The 19,984-nt window shown below is 54.4% G+C and carries 18 protein-coding genes; 5 read left to right on the top strand and 13 right to left on the bottom strand.

The annotated features are described in order from the left end of the window. Positions 1 to 113 precede the first annotated feature (113 nt). From DKB62_RS08280 to DKB62_RS08260, 5 genes are all read left to right on the top strand, one after another. On the top strand, positions 114 to 521 hold the full coding sequence (locus tag DKB62_RS08280) for a YybH family protein (protein WP_107195424.1): 408 nt from the start codon (positions 114 to 116) through the stop codon (positions 519 to 521). 308 nt (positions 522 to 829) lie between these two features. Next, the gene (locus tag DKB62_RS08275) at positions 830 to 1,963 is read left to right on the top strand and encodes an efflux RND transporter periplasmic adaptor subunit (RefSeq protein ID WP_087477949.1); all 1,134 of its coding nucleotides are present in this window, start codon (positions 830 to 832) and stop codon (positions 1,961 to 1,963) included. 22 nt (positions 1,964 to 1,985) lie between these two features. After that, entirely contained in the window at positions 1,986 to 2,690 is a 705-nt protein-coding gene (locus DKB62_RS08270) for an ABC transporter ATP-binding protein (protein ID WP_107195425.1), read from the top strand. After that, on the top strand, positions 2,680 to 3,897 hold the full coding sequence (locus DKB62_RS08265; protein ID WP_087477947.1) for an ABC transporter permease: 1,218 nt from the start codon (positions 2,680 to 2,682) through the stop codon (positions 3,895 to 3,897). Before DKB62_RS08270 ends, DKB62_RS08265 begins: the two co-directional genes overlap by 11 nt. A gap of 433 nt (positions 3,898 to 4,330) precedes the next feature. After that, positions 4,331 to 5,638 carry an MFS transporter gene (locus DKB62_RS08260; protein WP_087477946.1) on the top strand — a complete coding sequence of 436 codons (1,308 nt, stop codon included), beginning with the start codon at positions 4,331 to 4,333 and terminating at the stop codon, positions 5,636 to 5,638. Positions 5,639 to 6,746: 1,108 nt separating this feature from the next. Here DKB62_RS08260 and DKB62_RS08255 read toward each other — a convergent pair. From DKB62_RS08255 to DKB62_RS08195, 13 genes are all read right to left on the bottom strand, one after another. Next, positions 6,747 to 7,157, bottom strand: a complete 411-nt coding sequence (locus DKB62_RS08255; RefSeq protein ID WP_107195426.1) for a hypothetical protein — start codon at positions 7,155 to 7,157, stop codon at positions 6,747 to 6,749. An 8-nt stretch (positions 7,158 to 7,165) separates the two neighbouring features. Then, positions 7,166 to 10,516 (bottom strand): autotransporter outer membrane beta-barrel domain-containing protein, encoded by a 3,351-nt coding sequence (locus tag DKB62_RS08250; protein WP_107195427.1) that lies wholly within the window; start codon positions 10,514 to 10,516, stop codon positions 7,166 to 7,168. A 325-nt stretch (positions 10,517 to 10,841) separates the two neighbouring features. After that, complete coding sequence (locus tag DKB62_RS08245) at positions 10,842 to 11,609, bottom strand: amino acid ABC transporter ATP-binding protein (protein ID WP_107195428.1); 768 nt, start codon at positions 11,607 to 11,609, stop codon at positions 10,842 to 10,844. 16 nt (positions 11,610 to 11,625) lie between these two features. Continuing rightward, on the bottom strand, positions 11,626 to 12,276 hold the full coding sequence (locus tag DKB62_RS08240; RefSeq protein WP_107195429.1) for an amino acid ABC transporter permease: 651 nt from the start codon (positions 12,274 to 12,276) through the stop codon (positions 11,626 to 11,628). A gap of 114 nt (positions 12,277 to 12,390) precedes the next feature. After that, the gene (locus DKB62_RS08235; protein ID WP_107195430.1) at positions 12,391 to 13,188 is read right to left on the bottom strand and encodes an amino acid ABC transporter substrate-binding protein; all 798 of its coding nucleotides are present in this window, start codon (positions 13,186 to 13,188) and stop codon (positions 12,391 to 12,393) included. A gap of 12 nt (positions 13,189 to 13,200) precedes the next feature. Next, positions 13,201 to 13,992: an amino acid ABC transporter substrate-binding protein gene (locus DKB62_RS08230; RefSeq protein ID WP_087477939.1), complete on the bottom strand. Its 792-nt coding sequence runs from the start codon at positions 13,990 to 13,992 to the stop codon at positions 13,201 to 13,203. A 180-nt stretch (positions 13,993 to 14,172) separates the two neighbouring features. Further along, entirely contained in the window at positions 14,173 to 14,679 is a 507-nt protein-coding gene (locus tag DKB62_RS08225; RefSeq protein ID WP_107195431.1) for a hypothetical protein, read from the bottom strand. 63 nt (positions 14,680 to 14,742) lie between these two features. Next, positions 14,743 to 15,072, bottom strand: a complete 330-nt coding sequence (locus DKB62_RS08220; protein ID WP_095629317.1) for a hypothetical protein — start codon at positions 15,070 to 15,072, stop codon at positions 14,743 to 14,745. Positions 15,073 to 15,081: 9 nt separating this feature from the next. After that, positions 15,082 to 15,990 carry a hypothetical protein gene (locus tag DKB62_RS08215; protein WP_107195432.1) on the bottom strand — a complete coding sequence of 303 codons (909 nt, stop codon included), beginning with the start codon at positions 15,988 to 15,990 and terminating at the stop codon, positions 15,082 to 15,084. A gap of 9 nt (positions 15,991 to 15,999) precedes the next feature. Further along, positions 16,000 to 16,944, bottom strand: coding sequence for a phosphodiester glycosidase family protein (locus tag DKB62_RS08210; RefSeq protein ID WP_107195433.1), 945 nt, complete (start codon positions 16,942 to 16,944; stop codon positions 16,000 to 16,002). 33 nt (positions 16,945 to 16,977) lie between these two features. Next, positions 16,978 to 17,793, bottom strand: coding sequence for a polysaccharide deacetylase family protein (locus DKB62_RS08205; protein WP_107195434.1), 816 nt, complete (start codon positions 17,791 to 17,793; stop codon positions 16,978 to 16,980). Positions 17,794 to 17,875: 82 nt separating this feature from the next. Then, positions 17,876 to 18,844, bottom strand: coding sequence for a C-terminal binding protein (locus DKB62_RS08200; protein WP_087477933.1), 969 nt, complete (start codon positions 18,842 to 18,844; stop codon positions 17,876 to 17,878). A 222-nt stretch (positions 18,845 to 19,066) separates the two neighbouring features. Next, on the bottom strand, positions 19,067 to 19,732 hold the full coding sequence (locus DKB62_RS08195) for a CpXC domain-containing protein (RefSeq protein ID WP_107195435.1): 666 nt from the start codon (positions 19,730 to 19,732) through the stop codon (positions 19,067 to 19,069). Between the last annotated feature and the right edge of the window lie 252 nt (positions 19,733 to 19,984).

The following is a 19,984-nucleotide window of genomic DNA, read 5'->3' as shown; positions in this document are numbered from 1 at the left end:
TAATCACGAGCCATTTGTCCATTCAGACTACTATCTACGATTCATTGCCAACAGGCGCTTCCTATAGTACAATGTTCCCGTAACAACAACATTGTCTGTAAGGAGGAATCGTCATGGAAAACCCTACGTTTACGCAAGATATGGAAGCATTCGTCCAAGCCTACGCCCGTTCTGTGAATACCTGCGATATGGCCCTGGCCAAATCCCTTTGGAAGCAGGACGGCGCCGTATCCTTTATTCACCCGTCGGGCTACGAGCATTCCTTTTCCGAGGTCGTGCAGCATTTTTACCGGGATACGATGGAGGCCCGCTTTTCTAAACGCGAGTTAGTCCCCAAGCACCTGCGCTGCGCCCAGTACGGCGACACGGCTGTCCTTGAATTCGAATGGGATTTTTATGCTACAGCCCGCGAAGACGGCTCTGCCGTCCATACACAGGGACGGGAATCGCAGTTTTTAGTTCGTGAGGATACCAGCTGGAAAATCGTCCACATCCACTACTCGCCCTTACCGGAAAAATAAATTCTATCAATCGACGCCGTCCTATCTCAGGGCGGCGTGTTTCTTATCCAACGGGCGCATCGCTTCGTTTTTTACGTCTTAGAATAACAAGTTTATATTGATATACGTTGTCAATGTAAATCTAAAAACAGCGTCCCCTTTGCAGCCGCCGTTTCTTGGCAAATTCCCCTTCTTTTATAGCAATTTCCCTACAATTTTAGGCGAATTGTTACAGTTTCGACTAAAATCGTCATTTTGCCTCTTATTTTCTTTACTGTCATGATATACTTTGTATAAGCAAGAAAATGAATTCGCAGGGGAGATTTACTATGAATATCAACAAGAAGGTAAAAATGGCTGTCGCCGCCGTCGTCATCGCAGCCTGCGCGTTCGGCGGCTACCAATACTATCAGACCAAGCAGGCCGAAGCTCAGGCCGCGGCAGTAGAAACGGCAAAAGTCGTCCGCATGAACTTGAAGTCTACAGTCTCGGCGACAGGTACGATCAAGCCGGTTAATTCCGTTGAAGTATCGCCGAAAATTACGGCCCGTATCAGTCAGATACTGGTCAAGGAAAATGACCATGTCACAGCCGGCCAGACCGTCGCTATCCTCGACGGCAAGGACTATCAGGCCCAGCGCGACCAGGCCCAGTTCCGCGTTACCAATACGCTGCGAGAATATAACCGTGCCAAGGAGCTGTACGCAGTCGGAGCCGATACGAAGCAGGCCCTGGACAACGCCGAATTCAACTACGATACAGCTGTCAGCCAGCTCAACGAAGCCGAATCGGACGTAGCCGAAACGGTCATCACCGCCCCGATGGACGGCATCGTCGTCGGCGAACCGAAGAGCGTCGGCACCATGGCCGTACAAGGCAACAACAACCCGACGGTCATCATGTACATTGCCGACACGTCGCAGAAGCAGATTTTAGCCAAAATCGACGAAACGGATATCGGCCAGATCCAGGTAGGCCAGACGGCGACCTTCACCGTCGACACCTATATGGATAAGACCTTTACGGCCCGCGTATCAAAGATTTCCCAGACCGACACGAGCAATACGTGGAACACAACGGGCACGTCCAGCACCACATCGTCCTCGTCTTCGTCGGGCAGCGTCATTTATTACTACGTCACCCTTGACGTAGACGACCCGAACGACGAGCTGCGCATCGGCATGACGGCCCGCGTAGACATCAATACGTCGGAAAAGGAAAACGCCATGGTCGTCCCCATCGCAGCCCTCAAGACCAATGACAAGGGTTCCTATGTCCTGCGCGTCAACAGCGCCGGCCATACCGAACAGGTACCGGTTACGACAGGCATTTACAGCGATGAATTCGTAGAAATCCTGTCGGGCCTCGACGTAGGCGACAAGATTTCCATTACCTACACGGCCGCCAAGGCGACGAGCTCCCAGAATAAAAACCAGCGTCAAGGACCGCCGCCTCGCATGTAGCATCCTCGCAAGGGAGAAACCTATGGAAAACGTAATCGAATTAAAAGATATTAAAAAAATATATCATATCGGCGGAGAGGACTTCGCTGCTCTGGCCGGCATTACCCTAACCATCAAGAAAGGCGAATTCGCCGCCCTTATGGGCCCGTCCGGCTCAGGGAAATCGACGCTCATGAATATCCTCGGCTGCCTCGACAGGCCCACGGAAGGGTCGTACAAGCTCAGCGGCAAGGAAGTTGCCCACCTGAGCGACGACGAGCTGGCCGTCACACGGAACCAGCGCATCGGCTTCGTCTTCCAGAACTTTAACCTCCTGTCGCGCATTACAGCGCTGGAAAATGTCGCCCTGCCCTTAGTCTACGCCGGCGTCGGCCATAAGGAACGGACCCAGCGGGCTATGAAAAAGCTCGAAGCCGTAGGACTGGCTACGTGGGCCCACCACAAGCCCAACGAGCTGTCCGGCGGCCAGCGCCAGCGCGTAGCCATTGCCAGGGCACTGGTCAACGAGCCGAGCATCATCATGGCCGACGAACCGACGGGGAACCTCGACACGAAGTCGACAAAGGAAATCATGGCGATTTTCGAATCCCTCCACGAAGACCATAAGACGGTCATCCTCGTCACCCACGAGCCGGAAATCGCCGCCTGCGCCAGCCGCCAGCTCCTCATGTGCGACGGCCTGATTACGCGGGACGAAGGAAAGGGGGTCGTCATGGATGTTGTTTAAAGAAAGCGTGCAGATCGCCATTACGGCCCTCCTGTCCAACAAGCTCCGCTCCATCCTCACCATGCTGGGCATCATCATCGGCGTCGGCGCCGTCATCGCTATGATTTCCATCGGCATGGGCGTCCGCCAGAACGTCACCGACTCTATCGCCAGCCTGGGCAGCAACATGCTCATCGTCACGCCGGGCTCGACGAACCAGGGCGGCGTCCGTTCGGCAGCCGGCTCCAGCCAGCGTCTGAAGCTGGAAGACGCCGAAGCCATTAAGAAAAAGATAAAGAACATCGACTACGTATCGCCGACGGTCAACAGCTCGTACCAGATCGTCAACGGCAACCAGAACTGGAACTCGTCGGTCTACGGCGTCACGCCGGAATACCTGCAGATCCGCGACCTGTCCGTATCGACGGGCTCGTTCATCACTCAGGCTGACGTCAACTCGCGCAACCGCATCGCCGTCATCGGCACGACCGTCGCCGCCAACCTCTTCGACGCCCAGAACCCCGTCGGCAAGAACATCCGCATCAACGGCCAGCCCTATAAGGTCGTCGGCGTCCTCGAAAGCAAGGGCCAGTCGTCTATGGGCAGCGACCAGGACGACATCGTCATCATCCCTCTGACGACGGCTCAGGAACGCCTCATGGGCATTACGTACATCCGCTCCATCAACATCCAGGTATCGAGCGCCGACCGCATCGAATACGTACAGGGCCAGGTCGAATCTCTCCTCCGCCAGCGCCATCACATCGTCGGCGATAAAGAAGACGACTTCACCGTCCGCAATCTGACCAGCCTCATGGAAACGATGAACGACACGACGACGATGCTTACCTTGTTCCTCGGCAGCATCGCCGCCATTTCCCTCATCGTCGGCGGCATCGGCATCATGAACATCATGATGGTATCCGTCACGGAACGGACGCGGGAAATCGGCATCCGCAAGGCCCTTGGCGCGACCTTCCGCAACATCATGATGCAGTTTCTCATCGAGTCAGTCGTCATCGGCGTCATCGGCGGCCTCTTAGGCGTTGCCTGCGGCGTCGGCCTGGCTATGGGCATCGCCGAGCTCGGCCTGTTTACGACGGTCATCACAGCCGCTCCTATCGTCATTTCCTTTGGCTTTTCCGTCGGCATCGGCCTGTTCTTCGGCATTTACCCGGCCCGCAAAGCGGCTCGCCTCGACCCCATCGAAGCCCTGCGCTACGAATAAAGCTTAAAAATTTTAACGTTTAACTCAAATATTATAACGTTTAACCCGGTAAATCCCTAAAAAATCCTCTTGACAAACGACCTGTATCCATGGATAATAAGTTCAACACCTCAAAACGCCCCGCATATATGCGGAGCCTATACAGGCCATGACCAGGTAAAGAACAGGTTTCCCTTTCCTACAGAGAATCCGGCAGCGGTGAGAGCCGGACCAGAAACAGACCTACTTCGACATCGCCTGCGAGCTGCCGCGCCGAGCGTCCTGCACGGGAGGCGCAGCCGTATGTCAGCGTTAAGGACAGCCTTCGGGCCCTAAGTGATAAAGCAGGGTGGTACCGCGAGCCTTCGCCCCTGCCGTCTCCATCGTCGAGACGGCAGGGGCTTTTCGTATACATGGCAGTTTGAGGAAATGATCTATCAAGGGGGAGTATCGTATGGAAAATGCAATGGAAAGACAACAAACCGCCGCGGCAGCTGCGCCGGCAAGGACGAATTTCCGCTGGAAAATCGCCTTTCTTATCTTTTTAATCAGCTTTGTAGCTTACATGGACCGCGTCAATTTATCCGTAGCGACACCTGTCATCATGCAAGAATTCGGTTTTACAAAAATTGATATGGGCTTCATTCAGACGTGTTTCTTCGCAGGCTACGCACTCATGCAGGTTCCCGGCGGCATGCTCGCCGAAAAGCTGGGCCTGCGCCGCACCGGCGCCCTGGCCATTCTCTGGTGGTCTATCTTCACGGCTCTGACAGCCTTTGCCAAAGGCAAGGTCAGCTTCGCCGCCGTCCGCCTGCTCTTCGGCATGGGCGAAGGCCCGGTCTTCCCGGCCTTGGGAGCAGCGACCTTCAGCTGGTTCAATACCCGTGAAAAGGGCAAGGCCAGCTCGTCCATCCTCATGGGCACCTTCTTCGGCCCCGTCGTCGGCCCGGCCATTACGGTCGCCCTCATGGCCGCCATGGGCTGGCATGCCGTATTCATCATCTTCGGCCTCGTCGGCATCGTCCTGGCCTGGGTATGGCACAAATACGCCCACGATAACCCGGCTCACAGCCCCTACGTCAACGAAGCCGAATACGCTCATATCACCGAAGGCCGCGCCGCTGCCAGTGAAAAGAAAAGCGTCGCCCCGTGGAGCAAATTCCTCCGCTCGTCCCAGTTCTGGGCCGTCGGCATTCAGTTCATGGTCGTCGACTACATCATGTACGTCTTCCTGGCCTGGCTGCCCCTGTACCTGACGGAAGTGCACAACCTGTCCCTGAAAGCTATGGGCATCTGGGCTTCCTTCCCGTGGATCGCCCTCATGGCCATGGTCTTCGTCGCCGGTTATATTTCCGATAAAATGGCCAACGGCAAAAACAGCGAACGGCAGTACACCATGCGTACCTTCACGGCTATGGCCGGCGTCGCCGTCACCTCTATCGGCCTGTACGTCGCCGCACATACGCCGAGTGCCGAAATGAACATCTTCTGGATGACCGTCTCTCTCGGCGCATTAGGCTTCTCCATGAGCGCCAGCTGGGCCACGGTTATCTCCCTGGGCGGCAAATACACCGGCTCCGTATCGGGCTGGATGAACCTCTGGGGCAACATCGGCGGCGTCCTCGCCCCCATCGTCACAGCCTACTTCGTCACCAACTACGGCTGGAACGACGCCTTCATCGCCACGTCTCTCTTCGGCATCGTAGCCATCGTCGCCTGGATCTTCGTCAAACCGGGCAAGGCCCTGACGCCGAACGAATAATATCTGTACACAGCAAAAAAGGAGTCTCTCTGACAGAGGCTCCTTTTATTCGTGCGTATTGTATATCAATTCAGCAAACATACGGTCTGTCTTTCATTGACACGGTGCAGTCCATCCTGTACACCATACCAAGAGGTGCTGCGTACACCAAACGTCAGGCGGTAATCGTGCCCCGGAAGCGGGGTGATGCGTATGGATTCTATCAATACTACCTTAGTGCTGCTAATAGTATTGTTCTATCTTATATCGCATAAACAAAAATAGCCGCCAGCGCCCAACTGTTGCGACTATCTTTGTTGCTTAACATATAGGGGCTGACCGTTTGTCGGCGCAACACCTCGTTTTCATGTTCATCATAGCATACCCCTTCCGAGCCGTCAAGGCATATGCCGATTCAGCAAACATATGGTTTATCTGTCTCTTGACACGGCCCACTCTTTCCTGTACGCTATCCCAAGAGGTGCTGCGTACACCAAACGGCAGGCGGTAATTGCGCCCCGGAAGCGGGGTGATGCGTATGGATTCTATCAATACTACTCTAGTGCTGCTGATAGTATTGTTCTATCTCATTTCGCACAAACAAAAATAGCCGCCCATTAGAGCTCCACTTCTACTTGGCGACTATCTTTGTTCGTTAACTAGAGGGGCTAACCGTTTGTCGGCGCAGCACCTCGTTTTCATGTTCATCATAGCATACCCCTTCCGAGCCGTCAAGGCATATGCCGATTCAGCAAACATATGATTTATCCGTCTCTTGACACGGCCCACTCTTTCCTGTACGCTATCCCAAGAGGTGCTGCGTACACCAAACGGCAGGCGGTAATCATGCCCCGAAAGCGGGGTGATGCGTATGGATTCTATCAATACTACTCTAGTGCTGCTGATAGTATTGTTCTATCTCATTTCGCATAAACAAAAATAGCCGCCCCTTTAGCTACCAACTAATGCGACTATTTTTGTTGCCATAAAATATTTTGGGTTAACCGTTTGTCGGCGCAGCACCTTGTTTTTTCACCTTTATTGTACTGGATGGCGCTCCCAGCGTCAAGTATATTTCATAAATGGCAAGAGCCGGTCATCGCATGGATGGGCCGGCTCTTGTCGTATATTATCTGTTTCTATGTAAGGAAAACCATTGCTTGCGGCAATCGGCGCTGCAGAAGGCCGTCCGCCTGTCCTTGGCGTCCCGTATTTCCACGAGGACGCCGCAGTTCCGGCAGCAGAAGCTATGCTGTACGGGCTGGGACTCCACGTTTTTGGAATGCTTCCAGTACAGCCGCTCGCAGTGGGGCGAGCAGAATTTTCTCCGCTTGTCCGCCCCCTGGGTCACGACGACCTGCTTGCCGCAGCGGATGCAGCGAAAGGATCGCAGCGTCTTTCCAACGGCCCTCTGAGACGGCGGTGCTTCGTCCCGATGGCGGTAGGCGTAGCGCCGGCAGGCGGCGCTGCAATATCGCTGCGTCGACCGGTCTGCCACAAACGTCTTTCCGCAGACCGGGCAGACTGCTTCCCGTTCCATAGCCGACCTTAAACCTTCCAGTTCATGCCGACGTTGAACTGGTATGTATCTTCATTGTCATTGCCGAAGGTCTTTTCCACGTCGAGGAACATGTACGTCCCTTTGCTGAACTGATGGGAGAAGCCGAGGCCTACGTCATACCATGTGCCTTCGTTTTCGTACGTCGTATCGAGGCGGCCTGTGTCGTCGAAGGCGCTGATGTCCTGATCACCCAGGAATTCATGGAGCACGTCGGCCTTCACATAGAAGGTATTGTTTTCGCCCATATCCTTGCCGAGGCGGAAGCCGACGCGGCCAATCAAGCTGTCGATGGCGTCGAGCTGGACGTGCGTATCCTGGCTCGTCGTGTAGTCCGCGTCAGTGACATGAGCGTACTGGATCTGAGCCTGAGGCTCGATGTACCAGTTGTTGCCCAGGTCTTTCTTGCGGCCGTATTCGGCGCTGGCCGAGTAAACGAAGTTGCTGTAGTCGCCGGTGACTTTTTCGCCGAGGGTTCTCGTGTACAGCTCGAAATCATTGGACAATCTGCCGAACTTCAAGACGTAGTCCGTGTAATGGCCCTTATTGCCCAGCCACGTATCGTAGAACCAGATGCCGCCGCGCCGTACGTCGCCTTCACCGGCTACGTTCTTGTAGTCCGCCGTGCCGCGCATGTAGTCGATGGCCACGCCCTGACGGTGTTCTCCGTCTTCCCGGTCGTTCACCCGCGTATCGTAGCCCAGTTCCATCATGGTATTCATGCTGCGGAAGGCGTCGGACTTGCCGATGCGGTCATGACGCATGCGCACCCAGAGCCCTTCATCGCCGTCGATGTACCGCGCTTCGCCCATGCGCTTGTTCAGTCTATCCATATAGATAGCGTTGGAGTAGTTAATACGGGACATGGCGATAATCGTCTTTCCAGCGTCAGACAGGACATCGTCCTGCATTTCTCGCCGGACAAACCAATTCGTTCCTTCAGAATATACGGATTCTACGTAGGCTTCGCCTGGTTTATCTGCCGAAGCCTCTGCGCCGTTATAGCCAATATTGTCGCTGCTGCCAGCAGAAAAGGCTTCATAGCCAATGCTGAAAGCTGCATCCATAATGCCTTTGTCGCGTATGCGTACATGGCGCAGTGTCGGGTACTCGGAGCTGTCAAAGGTCAGCGTTTCCGGTTTGGCATTGACCGTAGCAAAGCGAATCGTTTTTCCATCGGTCATGTCTTCCATGCCGGTAATCGTTCCAAACTGAACGGTCTGCGTACCGGCCGATGTACTGTCATCAATATACAACATATCACTGTGCGCATGGTCGTTACGGTTCAAATTCATAACAAAGGCATGGTTTCCTTCCAGGCGGTCCACATGCAAGGCATAGGATTCATTATGCTTACCCGTGTGGGACGCCATATCTACCGTACCTCTTCCTTGCAAAGAAGACAGCCGGCTCTGTCCTTGTACGTGCCACACCGCGTTATCTCCCAGCACAAGGTGAATCACTCCTTTATCGGCTGCTGCTCCATGGGTATCCGCCCTGCCGGTCCATGTACTGTGTCCGTCAAGGCGAAGCGTTGCTGTCCCGCCGCGCGTTGCAGCCACATTGCCGTCTATCTGCACGCTCTCCGTACCGGACAGCGAAGCAAGGGTCACGTCGCCGCCGGCCATTGCCGTTATCTGTCCTGCAACAGCGCTGCCGTCACCATAAGCCATATCGACACGGCTCCGTACCGTTCCGGCGGCTGCTGTCTCATCACCGGCAGCGATGGCTTCTGCCTGTACATCTCCTGGTTGAATGCTGGTCGTCCCGCGAACAGCAATAGTGCCGCCGTCTGCCGCCCAGACAGTACGCTGCTGCGCCGTGCCCATACTTTGTATCACATTGCGTCCCCGTTCAGCCGCGATAGACACAGCAGCCTGCCCGTCAGCAAAGACGGCATTATGATATAGTTCTCCATTCGTTCCCTGCACAGCTGCCCGAGAAGAAATAACCGTTCCGCCCTGGCTTTCCAGACGAATCGAAGCGCTGCCGCGTCCTGCAACAGCCCCTTCCAGCCGGATGCCGTAGTCATCTCTTTCCTGTGCCTCCAACTGGACAACGCCGCCTGCTGCCGCCTGTATCGCAGTACCGCTGCCGTCAGCAGTCTGCACGGCAATCGTCTGCGCTTGTACCGTCACCGTCCCCGATGAATCATTCGTCTTTTCCGCGTGAATCCCTATCGTGCGGCCGGCATAGGAGGATTCATTTTGTATCTGTACAGTTCCGGCCTGTACGGCTATGTTTCCTGTCGTCGCTTCCAGCCCTATGCCCAGAGATTCCTCACCAGAAGTCATCGTCTGAATATACAGCTTATCAGCCTGCACAGCAGCCACACCGGCAGTCGATTCGATTCCCATAGCCCTCCCCTGCACGCCAGCACGGCTGAGAATCGTCATACCTTTGGCTGTAACAGCCACGGCCTTATCACGGCTTCCCTTGTCTGTCCGTATGCCGGCTGCGTCGGCAGCCGTGTCTGTCGACGCAGCAATGGCTACATCCGAAAGGCGGGACGTCATCGTCGAATCCAGCAGGTATATTCCCGTCGCACTGCCCGTCGTGCTCGCCGCTGACAACACCAGCCTCGGAGATGTCCCGTCAAGGACGAGATGCGCCCGTTCAAACTGTACGCCAAAAGCGTCGCCGCCGTCATTGCCAGCCATAATGTCACTATTTTCTCCATTGACAACGAGAACCGATTCATCACCGCGCCATCCGCCCCACCAGGAATACAAGCCTATCTGGCCAGCCTGTACAATATTATGGCTGCCTGATAACGTAATGGTACTGCCCATGCCGAATTCAATGCCAATGGTATCGGCTGCAATGCGGTTTTCACCTTGAGCCTGCAAAGAAATCTCTGCCTCCCAGTTATCAGCATCACCGATTCCCCCTGAGGAAATACCGATTCCTCGGGAATTACCAGTACTTTTTGCAGTAATGGAGTTGTTGGTTCCCATGACATCTATATGGCCAACAGCGTTATACATTCCATAAGCATCGTCTCTATCCTCACTTACAGCTGTAATATCTGTATTGCTACCGGCTTGCAGCAGGATATCCGAATGATCCGTCTTGATACCGGTATGACCATCAAGACGAATTGACGAATCAGCGTGGATTTCCACTTCCTTTTCATATTTCAGCTCAATCGCTGGCTTTGTTTTATCTGTAGGATCAATGCTCACGGCTTCTCCATCATATCGATGCGTATGATGGGCCGCAATATATGCATTGTTCATGGATTCCTTAAGCTGAATGGTCTCTGCCGCTGCGCCGGCATGTCCCCACATACTCATCGCCAATCCTAAAAAAATAGTCCGTTGAAGCTTTCGTGTATTCATGAGTACCTCTCTTCTATAAATAAGATGTTTTTTATCATATTTCAAGGACTGCAAATGCCTGAGTCAGGATGTCCAATATAAAAAACGGCATATAGCGCTTATCTTGACATAATGGTGTCTGCGAAAGCAACCTATTATGTCAGGAGAAACGCTATATGCCACTATGACTATTTTACACTATTTTAACGAAAAAAGATACTCTTTTTCATAAAAATCATATATATTTCTATCATAGAGGTTATGTTCAGCATCAAGGGCATGTATAATCGACTGTGCAACGCAAAATAAACGGCACAGGCAAAAGTACCTGTGCCGGTATATTCCATTAGAAGCGCAGCATGGATTTGAGAAAGCTTTTCGTCCGTTCGTTTTGCGGGTTTTCGAAGACTTGCTGGGGCGTGCCTTCTTCCTGGATAAGACCGTCAGCCATGAAAATGACCCGATCGGCCACTTCTTTCGCAAAGGCCATTTCATGAGTGACGATAATCATAGTCATTTCTTCGTCGGCCAGCTGCTTGATCGTCCGCAGGACTTCGCCTGTCAGTTCCGGGTCGAGAGCCGACGTCGGTTCATCGAACAGCATGATGTCCGGATTCATAGCCAAGGCGCGGGCGATGGCTACGCGCTGCTGCTGGCCGCCGGACAGGCGCGACGGGTATTCGTCCCGTTTCTCCCACAGGCCGACCTTTTTCAGCAGCTCTTCCGCCGTCGGCATGATGTCTTCGGTCTTCATGCCCTTGACGATGCGCGGCGCTTCAAGGATGTTGTCGAGGACGGTCATATGAGGAAAGAGGTTGAAGTGCTGGAAGCACATGCCCATGCGGCGGCAGATAGCCCGCACCTGGGCCGGCGGGGCGTAGACGGAACGGCGGCTGCCTTCGGGCTGGCTGACCATGACGTCGCCGTCGACGGTAATCGTGCCGCCGTCGATGGTTTCGAGCTGGCACAGGCAGCGCAGGAAGGTACTCTTGCCGCTGCCCGACGGGCCGATGATCGAGACGACTTCTCCTTCGTCGACGTGGAGCGTCACGTCCTTTAAGACTTCCAGATTGCCAAATTGCTTGCGTATATGATCCATTTCAATAAAACTCATCGTGTCGTTTCCTCCTTTATTCGTCGTATACGGCGTAGCGTTTTTCCAGATAGGTGAATACCTTTGTCAGAATAAAGGTAAAGAACAGGTAGAACACGGCGGCGACGACGAAGGCCGTCGTGTCGAAGTCGCGCTGTACGATGGAGCGCGTAATGCGCAGGATGTCGTTCATGGCCAGGATGTAGACCAGGGACGTATCCTTCAGGAGGTTGATCGTTTCGTTAGCCACCGGCGGCAGGACGCGTTTGACGACCTGGGGCAGGATAATGCGCCGCATGGTCTGGACGTAGGTCATGCCGAGAACCTTAGCCCCTTCGTACTGGCCCTTGTCGATAGACTGGATACCGCCGCGGAAAATTTCCGCAAAGTACGCCGCGTAGTTGAATACGAAGGCGATGATAGCCGCCGGGAAATCGGGCAGGCGCAGGCCTTCGATAATAAAAGGCAGGCCGTAATAAATGAATAAGATCTGGAGCATGAGCGGCGTGCCGCGCATGACGTAAATATAGGCGCCCATGAATTTCCGCAGGGGCATAATGCGCGAAATGCGGGCAATAGACATGAGAATGCCAAGGGGCAGGCTCAGTACGATAGTAATGACAAAAATCTGCAGGGTGATTTCCAACCCTCCGGCAATAGCCGGGACAATATTCAATAAATACTCCATGGTGTCTCCTCGCTTACAAGGGCCGTAAAGACGCACATAAGGTGATAGGCGCAGAAAGCGCGGAGCCGCCGCCCCTCGCCCTCTGCATGCTATCACCTGCTGGGCCCTTCGTGATTATTCTACTTTGATCGTAATGTCTTCGCCGAACCATTTCTGGGAAATCTTGGTCATGGTGCCGTCGGCGCTCATCTGCTTCAAGGTTTCGTTGAGCTTGTCCTGAAGCATTTTGTCTTCCTGGCGCATGCCGATGCCGTACTGTTCGTCGCCCATCTTGTTGTCGATGACCTTGAACTGTCCCGGCTTCTTGCTCATGTAGTAGCGGCCTACGACGCTGTCCACGAGGATACCGTCGATGCGTTCCAGTTCCAAGTCCATGAAGGCGGCGACGAAATCGCCGTACCGTTTGACTTCCTGAAGGGAGTTTTTAAATTCCGGCTGTTTTTCCAAGGCATCGATAGAGCTGCTACCTTCCTGGGTGCCGATGATCTTGCCCGACAGGCCCGCCCGGTCGGCAATGGGCGAATCGGCCCGGACGACGAGGATCTGGGCGTTGTCCAGATACGGCTTGGAGAAGGCGATCTGCTTGGCCCGTTCTTCCGTAATAGTCAACCCGTTCCAGAGCATGTCGACCTGCTTGCTCTTCAAGGCCGCTTCCTTGCTGTCCCAGTCGATAGGCTTGAACTCGACGGGAATACCCATACGCTTGCCTGCTTCCGTAGCCAGGTCGATGTCAAAGCCTACGATATTGCCGCTGTCATCGCGGAAGCCCATAGGCGGGAAATTGTCGTCGAGACCGATGACGATTTTATCAGGCAGCTTATCAGCCGTCTTTTCTTCACCGCCGCAGCCGGCCAGCATCGTCATTGCCGCTACCGCTGCCATTCCTACAGCTGCTAATTTTTTTACGTCCATTTTCCATACCTCCTACATGGATACGTCCATGCCAAACCATTTTTCCGAAATCTTCTTAGACGTGCCGTCGTTGTGCATGTCTTCCAATACCTTGTCCAGCTTTGCCTTCAGCTCCGTATCGTCCTTGCGCATGCCGACGCCGCAGGGAATGCTGGGATAGCCCACGTCGATAATGCGGAAATCGGCGTTGTTCTGCTGCTTGAAGTATGCTGCCGTCGTCAAGGCTACGACTACGGCGTCGATGCGGCCGACTTCCAAATCCATGAAGGACGTGACGTTGTCCGAATACTGCTTCAGTTCCTTAAAGGAATCGCGCAGCTCCGGCTCAGCGTTGATCGCTTCGAGGCCCGTGCTGCTCTGCTGGGTGCCGACGATCTTGCCGGCCAGGTCGGCCTTGCCCTGAATAGGCGAATCGCCGCGGACTAACAGGATCTGCGGGCCATTCTGATAGGGCCGGGAGAAGAGAATGTTCTTTTCTCGTTCCGGCGTGATGGACAAGCCGTTCCAGATAGCGTCGATGCGCTTGCTCGTCAGCTCCGTTTCCTTGCTGTCCCAGTCGACGGACTTGAATTCGACTTCCATGCCCAGGCGCTTCGCCGCTTCCTTCGCCATGTCGATGTCGAAACCTACGAGCTCGCCTTTTTCGTCGTGAAAGCCGAAGGGCGGGAAGTTGTCGTCCAGCCCGATGACGATTTTATTTCGTTCCGCTGCGGCGCTATCCTTAGACCCCTCGCTGCCGCAGCCGACTATATTCATTGCTACAAGTGCAGCCGCCCCTACGACTGCCAACCGTTTCCACATCATCTTGAATCTCCCCTTCATATCTTACACAGTTCTAAATACAGTCCTTATTTTACTTTATTTCGTTAAAATAATAAAGAGTTTTCGCTATTCAAAATGATGGAATTTTTTCATGAATCCCCTTTATTTTGCTCTTATCCTCTTCAAATCTCTTTTTTACGCTCGTCTTTCTCTTCTTGTGCCCTACGATTCGTCGTCGTGCGTCTCCTGCCATTCCTTGATGCGGTCGATGATGCGCTGCTTGTTTTTCCTGGACAAGAACTGCATGTGGACCGGCAGCACGGCGATACCCCCTTCTTCGGCCTTGCCCAGCTCGATTTCCTGCCAGTTGTCGGAGATGAGAAAAATATCCTTGTAAGGGAGGAAGACGAAGCTGCGCTCTTCGTGAATCTGCTCGTCGCAAAATTCCCGGAGAGACATGAACTGGCGGCGCACGATGAGGCCCTTGTCGGTGACGAAGCAGACGACGTCGCGCTGTCTGTGGATGCGCCACAGGCAGAACAGCAGGACGGCGATGTTGTCCAGGCGTGCCGCCAGCGTCGCTTCACCGAGCATGAGCCAGAAGAAATACATACCGACCAAGGTGAAGACGAGCTGCATGAATACGGAAAACCATTTGGAGTTTTCAAATTCTTCTTCGATGACGCCGCAGTTCGGATAGCGGCGCATCATGTCTTCTCTCGTAACCATAGTCCCTCCTGCCGGGCGGCTTCATGAAAAAAAGGGGAACGCCCAGCGTCCCCCAATACAGACTCAGCGAGTCTTCTTACTTGTCTTCGGCCCCGTCTTGATGACGACGTTGCGGCCGTCCTTGACGACTTCCAGGGAAATATCTCCGACGCCGTCTTTATAGTAGGCCATCTTGATTTCCAACAGCAGGGAGCCGACCTTTTCCTGCAAGTCGTCCGTGAAGAACTGCTTGCGGAAATCCGACGCCGTCTGCTTTTTTGCCGGTTTCTGAACGACGCGGGGCTTTGCCGCCGGTTCGTCGTCCCAATCGGCCGTTTCAAAGGTTATTTCTTCTTTTACGCCCTTGAACATGTCTTCGAGAGACCGGTTCTTGGGGATTTTATGCTTTGCCATCGTATCACCTTACTTGTTTGTATCGCCGGAGCTTTCCATCTTATCCGACGCTTCCAGCATGCTGTTGAGGGTCAGCTTGGAAAAGTCTTCCGGCGTTTTATATGTCGCTATCTTCGTGAAGCCTTGGCGCAGGCGGCCGCGGTATGCCGCAATGACCTTGTCGTCGCGGTTCAGCTCGGCGACGTAAATATCCTGGCCGTCGATGCCGACGAGGCGGTACTTGCCGACCGGCGAGATTTCCCGCCAGCTGCTCGTCGCACCTTCGAACATGTAGACGACGCCGGTGCGCAGGTTATCGTAGAAGAAGATGTCTTCGTCGTAGAATACGGCGATGCGGCCGATGTTTTCAGCCTGGACGTGGATGCGCCGCGTGTCGTAGTTGGCGTCGGTACGGTAGATGCGGTACCGTTCGGGAGCCACTTCCAGCTTCATGTATACGACGTTCGTCGCCGTCGAGTAGGCTACGTCGACGATCTTGCTGTCTTCCGGCGCATCTTCGATAGGCGTGTCCAGCTCCCGTTCGGGATATACCGGGTCGTACTGGGCGATGTGGACTTCGTAATTGCCCGACTCGTTATCGTAGCCGTAAGTAGCGAAGATAGCCAGATTGCGGTCCGGCAGCCATTCGAAGAAGGATACCTTCTTGCCGTGCAGGTTGATGCGCTGCGGCTCGCCCTTCTTACCGGCTTCGTAAATCGACACCTGGTCGTCGACAATAGTCGCCATAAACCGCTTGTCAAAGGAATAATAGGACTGGCCGTTCGGCTCTACGCCGAAGCCCAGGGCTTCCTGCTGGTTCGTGCCGGCGATCTGGAAATCCGAAGCCGGCGCAAAGAGCACCCTGTCCAAATATAAATATACGCCTGCCTGGACGGCAATGCCGACAACGAAGGCTAAGAGAACTCGTTTCGTGTTCATACATACCTCCTATTTGACGATAAATGCCGTCGGAATCATGCGTTCGCCCAGCAAGTCCGCCGGTTTGTTCACTACATTGCCGTTGAGGTACAGCGTCGAGCTGGAGCCTCCGTCCAAATTAGCCGCGATGACCGCGCCTTCTTCATAAAGGATATTCTGCAGGTCCCGAAGCGTCGCGCCGACAGAATAGCCGGGCTGACGGCCGTCGATGACCAGGAACAGCACCGTGCCGTCTTTGCGCTGGCCGATAGCCGTACGGGGGCCGACGCCCCAGCCGCCGTCGCCGTCAGTAATCATCTTTTCGCCGTTGACGATGAGGGCCGGGCCGAAGGAGATGCCTTCTTTCGCGCCCATTTCGATGATTTCGCCCTTGCTGTACGTGCCGGCGATGAGGTTTCCATCTTCATTGAAGCCGACGAACTCGTTTACTTCTACGTCGAGGGAATTCTGCCCCAGGAGGAATCGCCCGTCATGGATGATAAAGCCGTACGGGCTGCGGCCCGTGCCGGTGCCGTTGGCATCATAGAAACCGCCGGCATTGATAGCCGCCACGGCGTCGTGCCGCTTGGCGATGCCGCTCGTCGTGTCGCCTTTCTCATCCATGTTTTCCGCCGTCGCCACTTCGATGCGCTTCGGGTCGGGGATTTCCAGCAAAAAGCCCTTGAAGCGGCTCGATTCGATCTGCTTCAAATTCAAGGTGGAGTCGGTACGGGCCGTAAACGTAAACAGCTCCTGCTTCGGCGCCGTGCTGATGCCGCCCAGTATTTTATCGATTTCTTCCTGAGAAAAAAGCCACGTAATGTACTGGGGATGGCGGCTCTTTAAAATCGCGCCGACGACGGTCCGCTTGATGTTGTCAAAGGGGCCGAACAGTACGACGACAGGCGACGTCACGCCGAAAAAGACCAGCAATACTATTAAAAATTTGCAAATATCTTTGAAATGTTTCTTCATAGTTACCTCAGAAATGTAAAGATAGACCCGGCGTTATCGTTCTTCGTACTGCTCTGTCGTAACGCGCTGCTCAAAGTTTCCTATATCGACGGCGTTGCCAATCCAGATGCGGTTGACGGCATAGGGATTGTCGCCGCGCTTCGCCCATCCCGGATTCATGGTGACGGCCAGCTTGATGCCGTGCTTTTTCATGACGTCTTCGACGGCCTCGTTGACCCGGCCATAGGGATAGCAGAAAAATTCGTTGTCGATACCCAGGCGCTGCTTCAGCTCTGCCTGGCTCTTTTGCACGTCTTCTTCGACGGCTGCCGCCGAAAGCTCGGTCAGGCGTTCATGACGGTAGCTGTGCGAAGCGATAGTAATGCCTGCGTCTTTCATTTCCTGGATCTGCTGCCATGTCAGGCGCGTACCCTGGTCGGCGTCATACGTCGGGATGAATACGGTGCAGGGAAATCCGAATTCCTTCATGATGGGCATGACGATGGAATACGTGTCGGGATACCCGTCGTCAAAGGTCAGCACGACAGGTTTTACAGGGACGGCCTTCCCTTCCGTCATGTATTCATGGAGCTGCTGCAGCGTAATGGGATGGAACCCGTTGTCCTTTAAAAACTGCATCTGCTCGCGGAAGTGCGATTCCAGCAGGACGGCGTCGTTATCAGGCACGTCGCCTATCATATGATACATGAGGACCGGAATCCCTTTTTCGGGAACGGCCATTTCCACTTGTTCCTGCTGCGCTGCCGGCGCGGCGGACTCGGCTGCCGTCTTCGTGTCGGAAGACGGGCCGCAGCCCCCTAACAGGGCGCAGCAAAGACATGCCATTGCGGCGAATTTCCAAATGCGCAAGACATAAAGCCCCCTTCGTATGTCGGTTTATCCTGCGGCGCGCCGGCGCCCTTGCGCCGATACGCCGCTTGTATGCACGATGTTAATATGTATCTTTTACGACGATCGGCAGTTCGTCCCGCCGCCCTTCGAAGAACCGGCGGATATATGTCTCGGCGTCGTCGCGGACCTGCTTATCGGCTTCGACCGAATGGAAGCTGACGTTAGGCGTCAGCAGGAATTCCGGCCGGGCGATCATTTTAAGCAGCATCGGACTGGGATGCTCCATAGACAAGACGTCCAGCGCCGCGCTGCGGATATGCCCGTCGTCGACGGCATGGTACAGCGCCGCTTCGTCGGCCAGGCCGCCGCGGCAGCAGTTGACGAACATAGCGCCCTGCTTCATCTGCTCGAACTGTTCATCCTGGAAAATATACCGCGTCGTTTCATTCAGCGGCATATGGAGCGATACGACGTCGCTCGTCTCCAGCAGCTGGTCCATATCGACAGGACGGACATGATGCGCGTTCATGATGTCTTCACTGACAAACGGGTCGTACGCCTGAATGCTGCAGCCGAAGGCCTGCATGCGCGACGCGACGGCCCGTCCGATATGGCCGAAGCCGACGAGGCCGATGAGGTTGCTGCTCACGCGGTGGATAGGCCAGGCCACGGAGCCGTATTCCCAGCGGCTGTTGACGTTGATGTCCGTCAAGTATTCCGGCAGCTGCCGAATCAGCGCCAATATCATAGCGCACGTATGGTCGGCAATATCGTCGACGCAGTACGACATGTTATTGACGACGAGAACGCCGTTGCGGGCAGCCCCATCCAAATCGACGTTGTCATACCGCGTCGATAAAATGACGATGAGCTTCAAGTCGTCGAGCCGGTCCAAAAGCGAGCCGGAAATCCGTTCCGATTTGCAGATAATCACGTCGGCGTCTTCCAGCCGGTCAGCCATGACGTCTTCGTCGGCTTCCGGGCAGTATTCGACGCGGGCAATATCCCGCAACCGCTCTCCAAAATCATCTTCGTCCTGACGTCCCGTCAAAACACTTATGTGATACATATCACAGCCCCTTTTCTTTGGTAAAAACAATCATCTAATTAAAAACCTACATATATCCTTAATTATATAACACATATTTGCCACTTCGCAAGTAAATAGGGCCATTCCCCCTCATTTCTCTTCCCCCCGGGGCAGCCTGCGTGCCCTGCCTGCAGCTACAGCAAAAGCCCGCGGAAGCATGGCCCCGCGAGCTTTGATATGTCCGCTGCCCTTCACAGCGGTTTATTTCATAACGGTATCTAAAAACGCAATGGCCCAGTCCTTATCGATGACCGGCACGTCCTTCGCCTGTTCTTCCAATTCCTTGCTGAATTCGTTCCGCAGCGTTTCGTACAATTCAGCGAAGCTGGCTTCGTAATCGACGTTCAGCGCTTCGTTCGTGCCATCGTCAATGAGGTGGATAATAAACTTGCCCTCTTCGTCCCGGATAAAATAACAGCCCGTCGTATGAAACTCGGGATACTGGGCTTCCACCTGCCGTTCAGCCAGCAGCTTCAGCAACGCGATAATGCGGTCGTCCAGACCGGCGTCAGCGATGCGGAGCTTTTCCAGCATTTCGTCGAAGGAATGGACGATGCGGCAGACGTAATGCGCCGCGTCGTGCAGTACCGCCATAGCTTGCTTAAAAGCCTGACGCGCCGTTTCCTCTCCCGTTTCGTCGGCAGCATGATAGATCATAACAGCTCCATCCATATCATGATACAAGAAATTATAGCTGACGACGTGCTCGTATCCGCAGTGCGGACAATGCATGGTAAATGCTTCCAGCGACCGCACCGCGTCCTTCATTTCTTCATCGGTCTGTGTATTCACGCTGTCCCATACCTTAAACCGGCTGGTTTTGCCGCACTGGGGACAGGTAATTTCTTCCTCATGGAATCTCGACATAACGAACCTCCTTACTTCTCTCCATACGATATATGTTTCGCCGCAGACACGCCGCCTGCAGCTTTCCAGCTATTCCATTCCTATTATATTTTTACGAAAAAAAACTGTCAATTCCCTGCCGAAAATTCAACGCTTTGCGCCCCTCTGCCAGCGTTGCCGCAGCCTCGCCGCCGCTGCTTTCAAGAGCACGAATAAGCGCGCCCCGTTATTGACAGCGATAAAAAAGTATTCTATGCTGTACCTAAACTCTCC

Origin of the sequence: Megasphaera stantonii (genome assembly GCF_003367905.1) — a bacterium.
Classification (GTDB): Bacteria; Bacillota; Negativicutes; order Veillonellales; family Megasphaeraceae; genus Megasphaera; species Megasphaera stantonii.
Note: the sequence above shows the minus strand (reverse complement) of the source record. Positions and strands in the feature narration are given on the sequence as shown.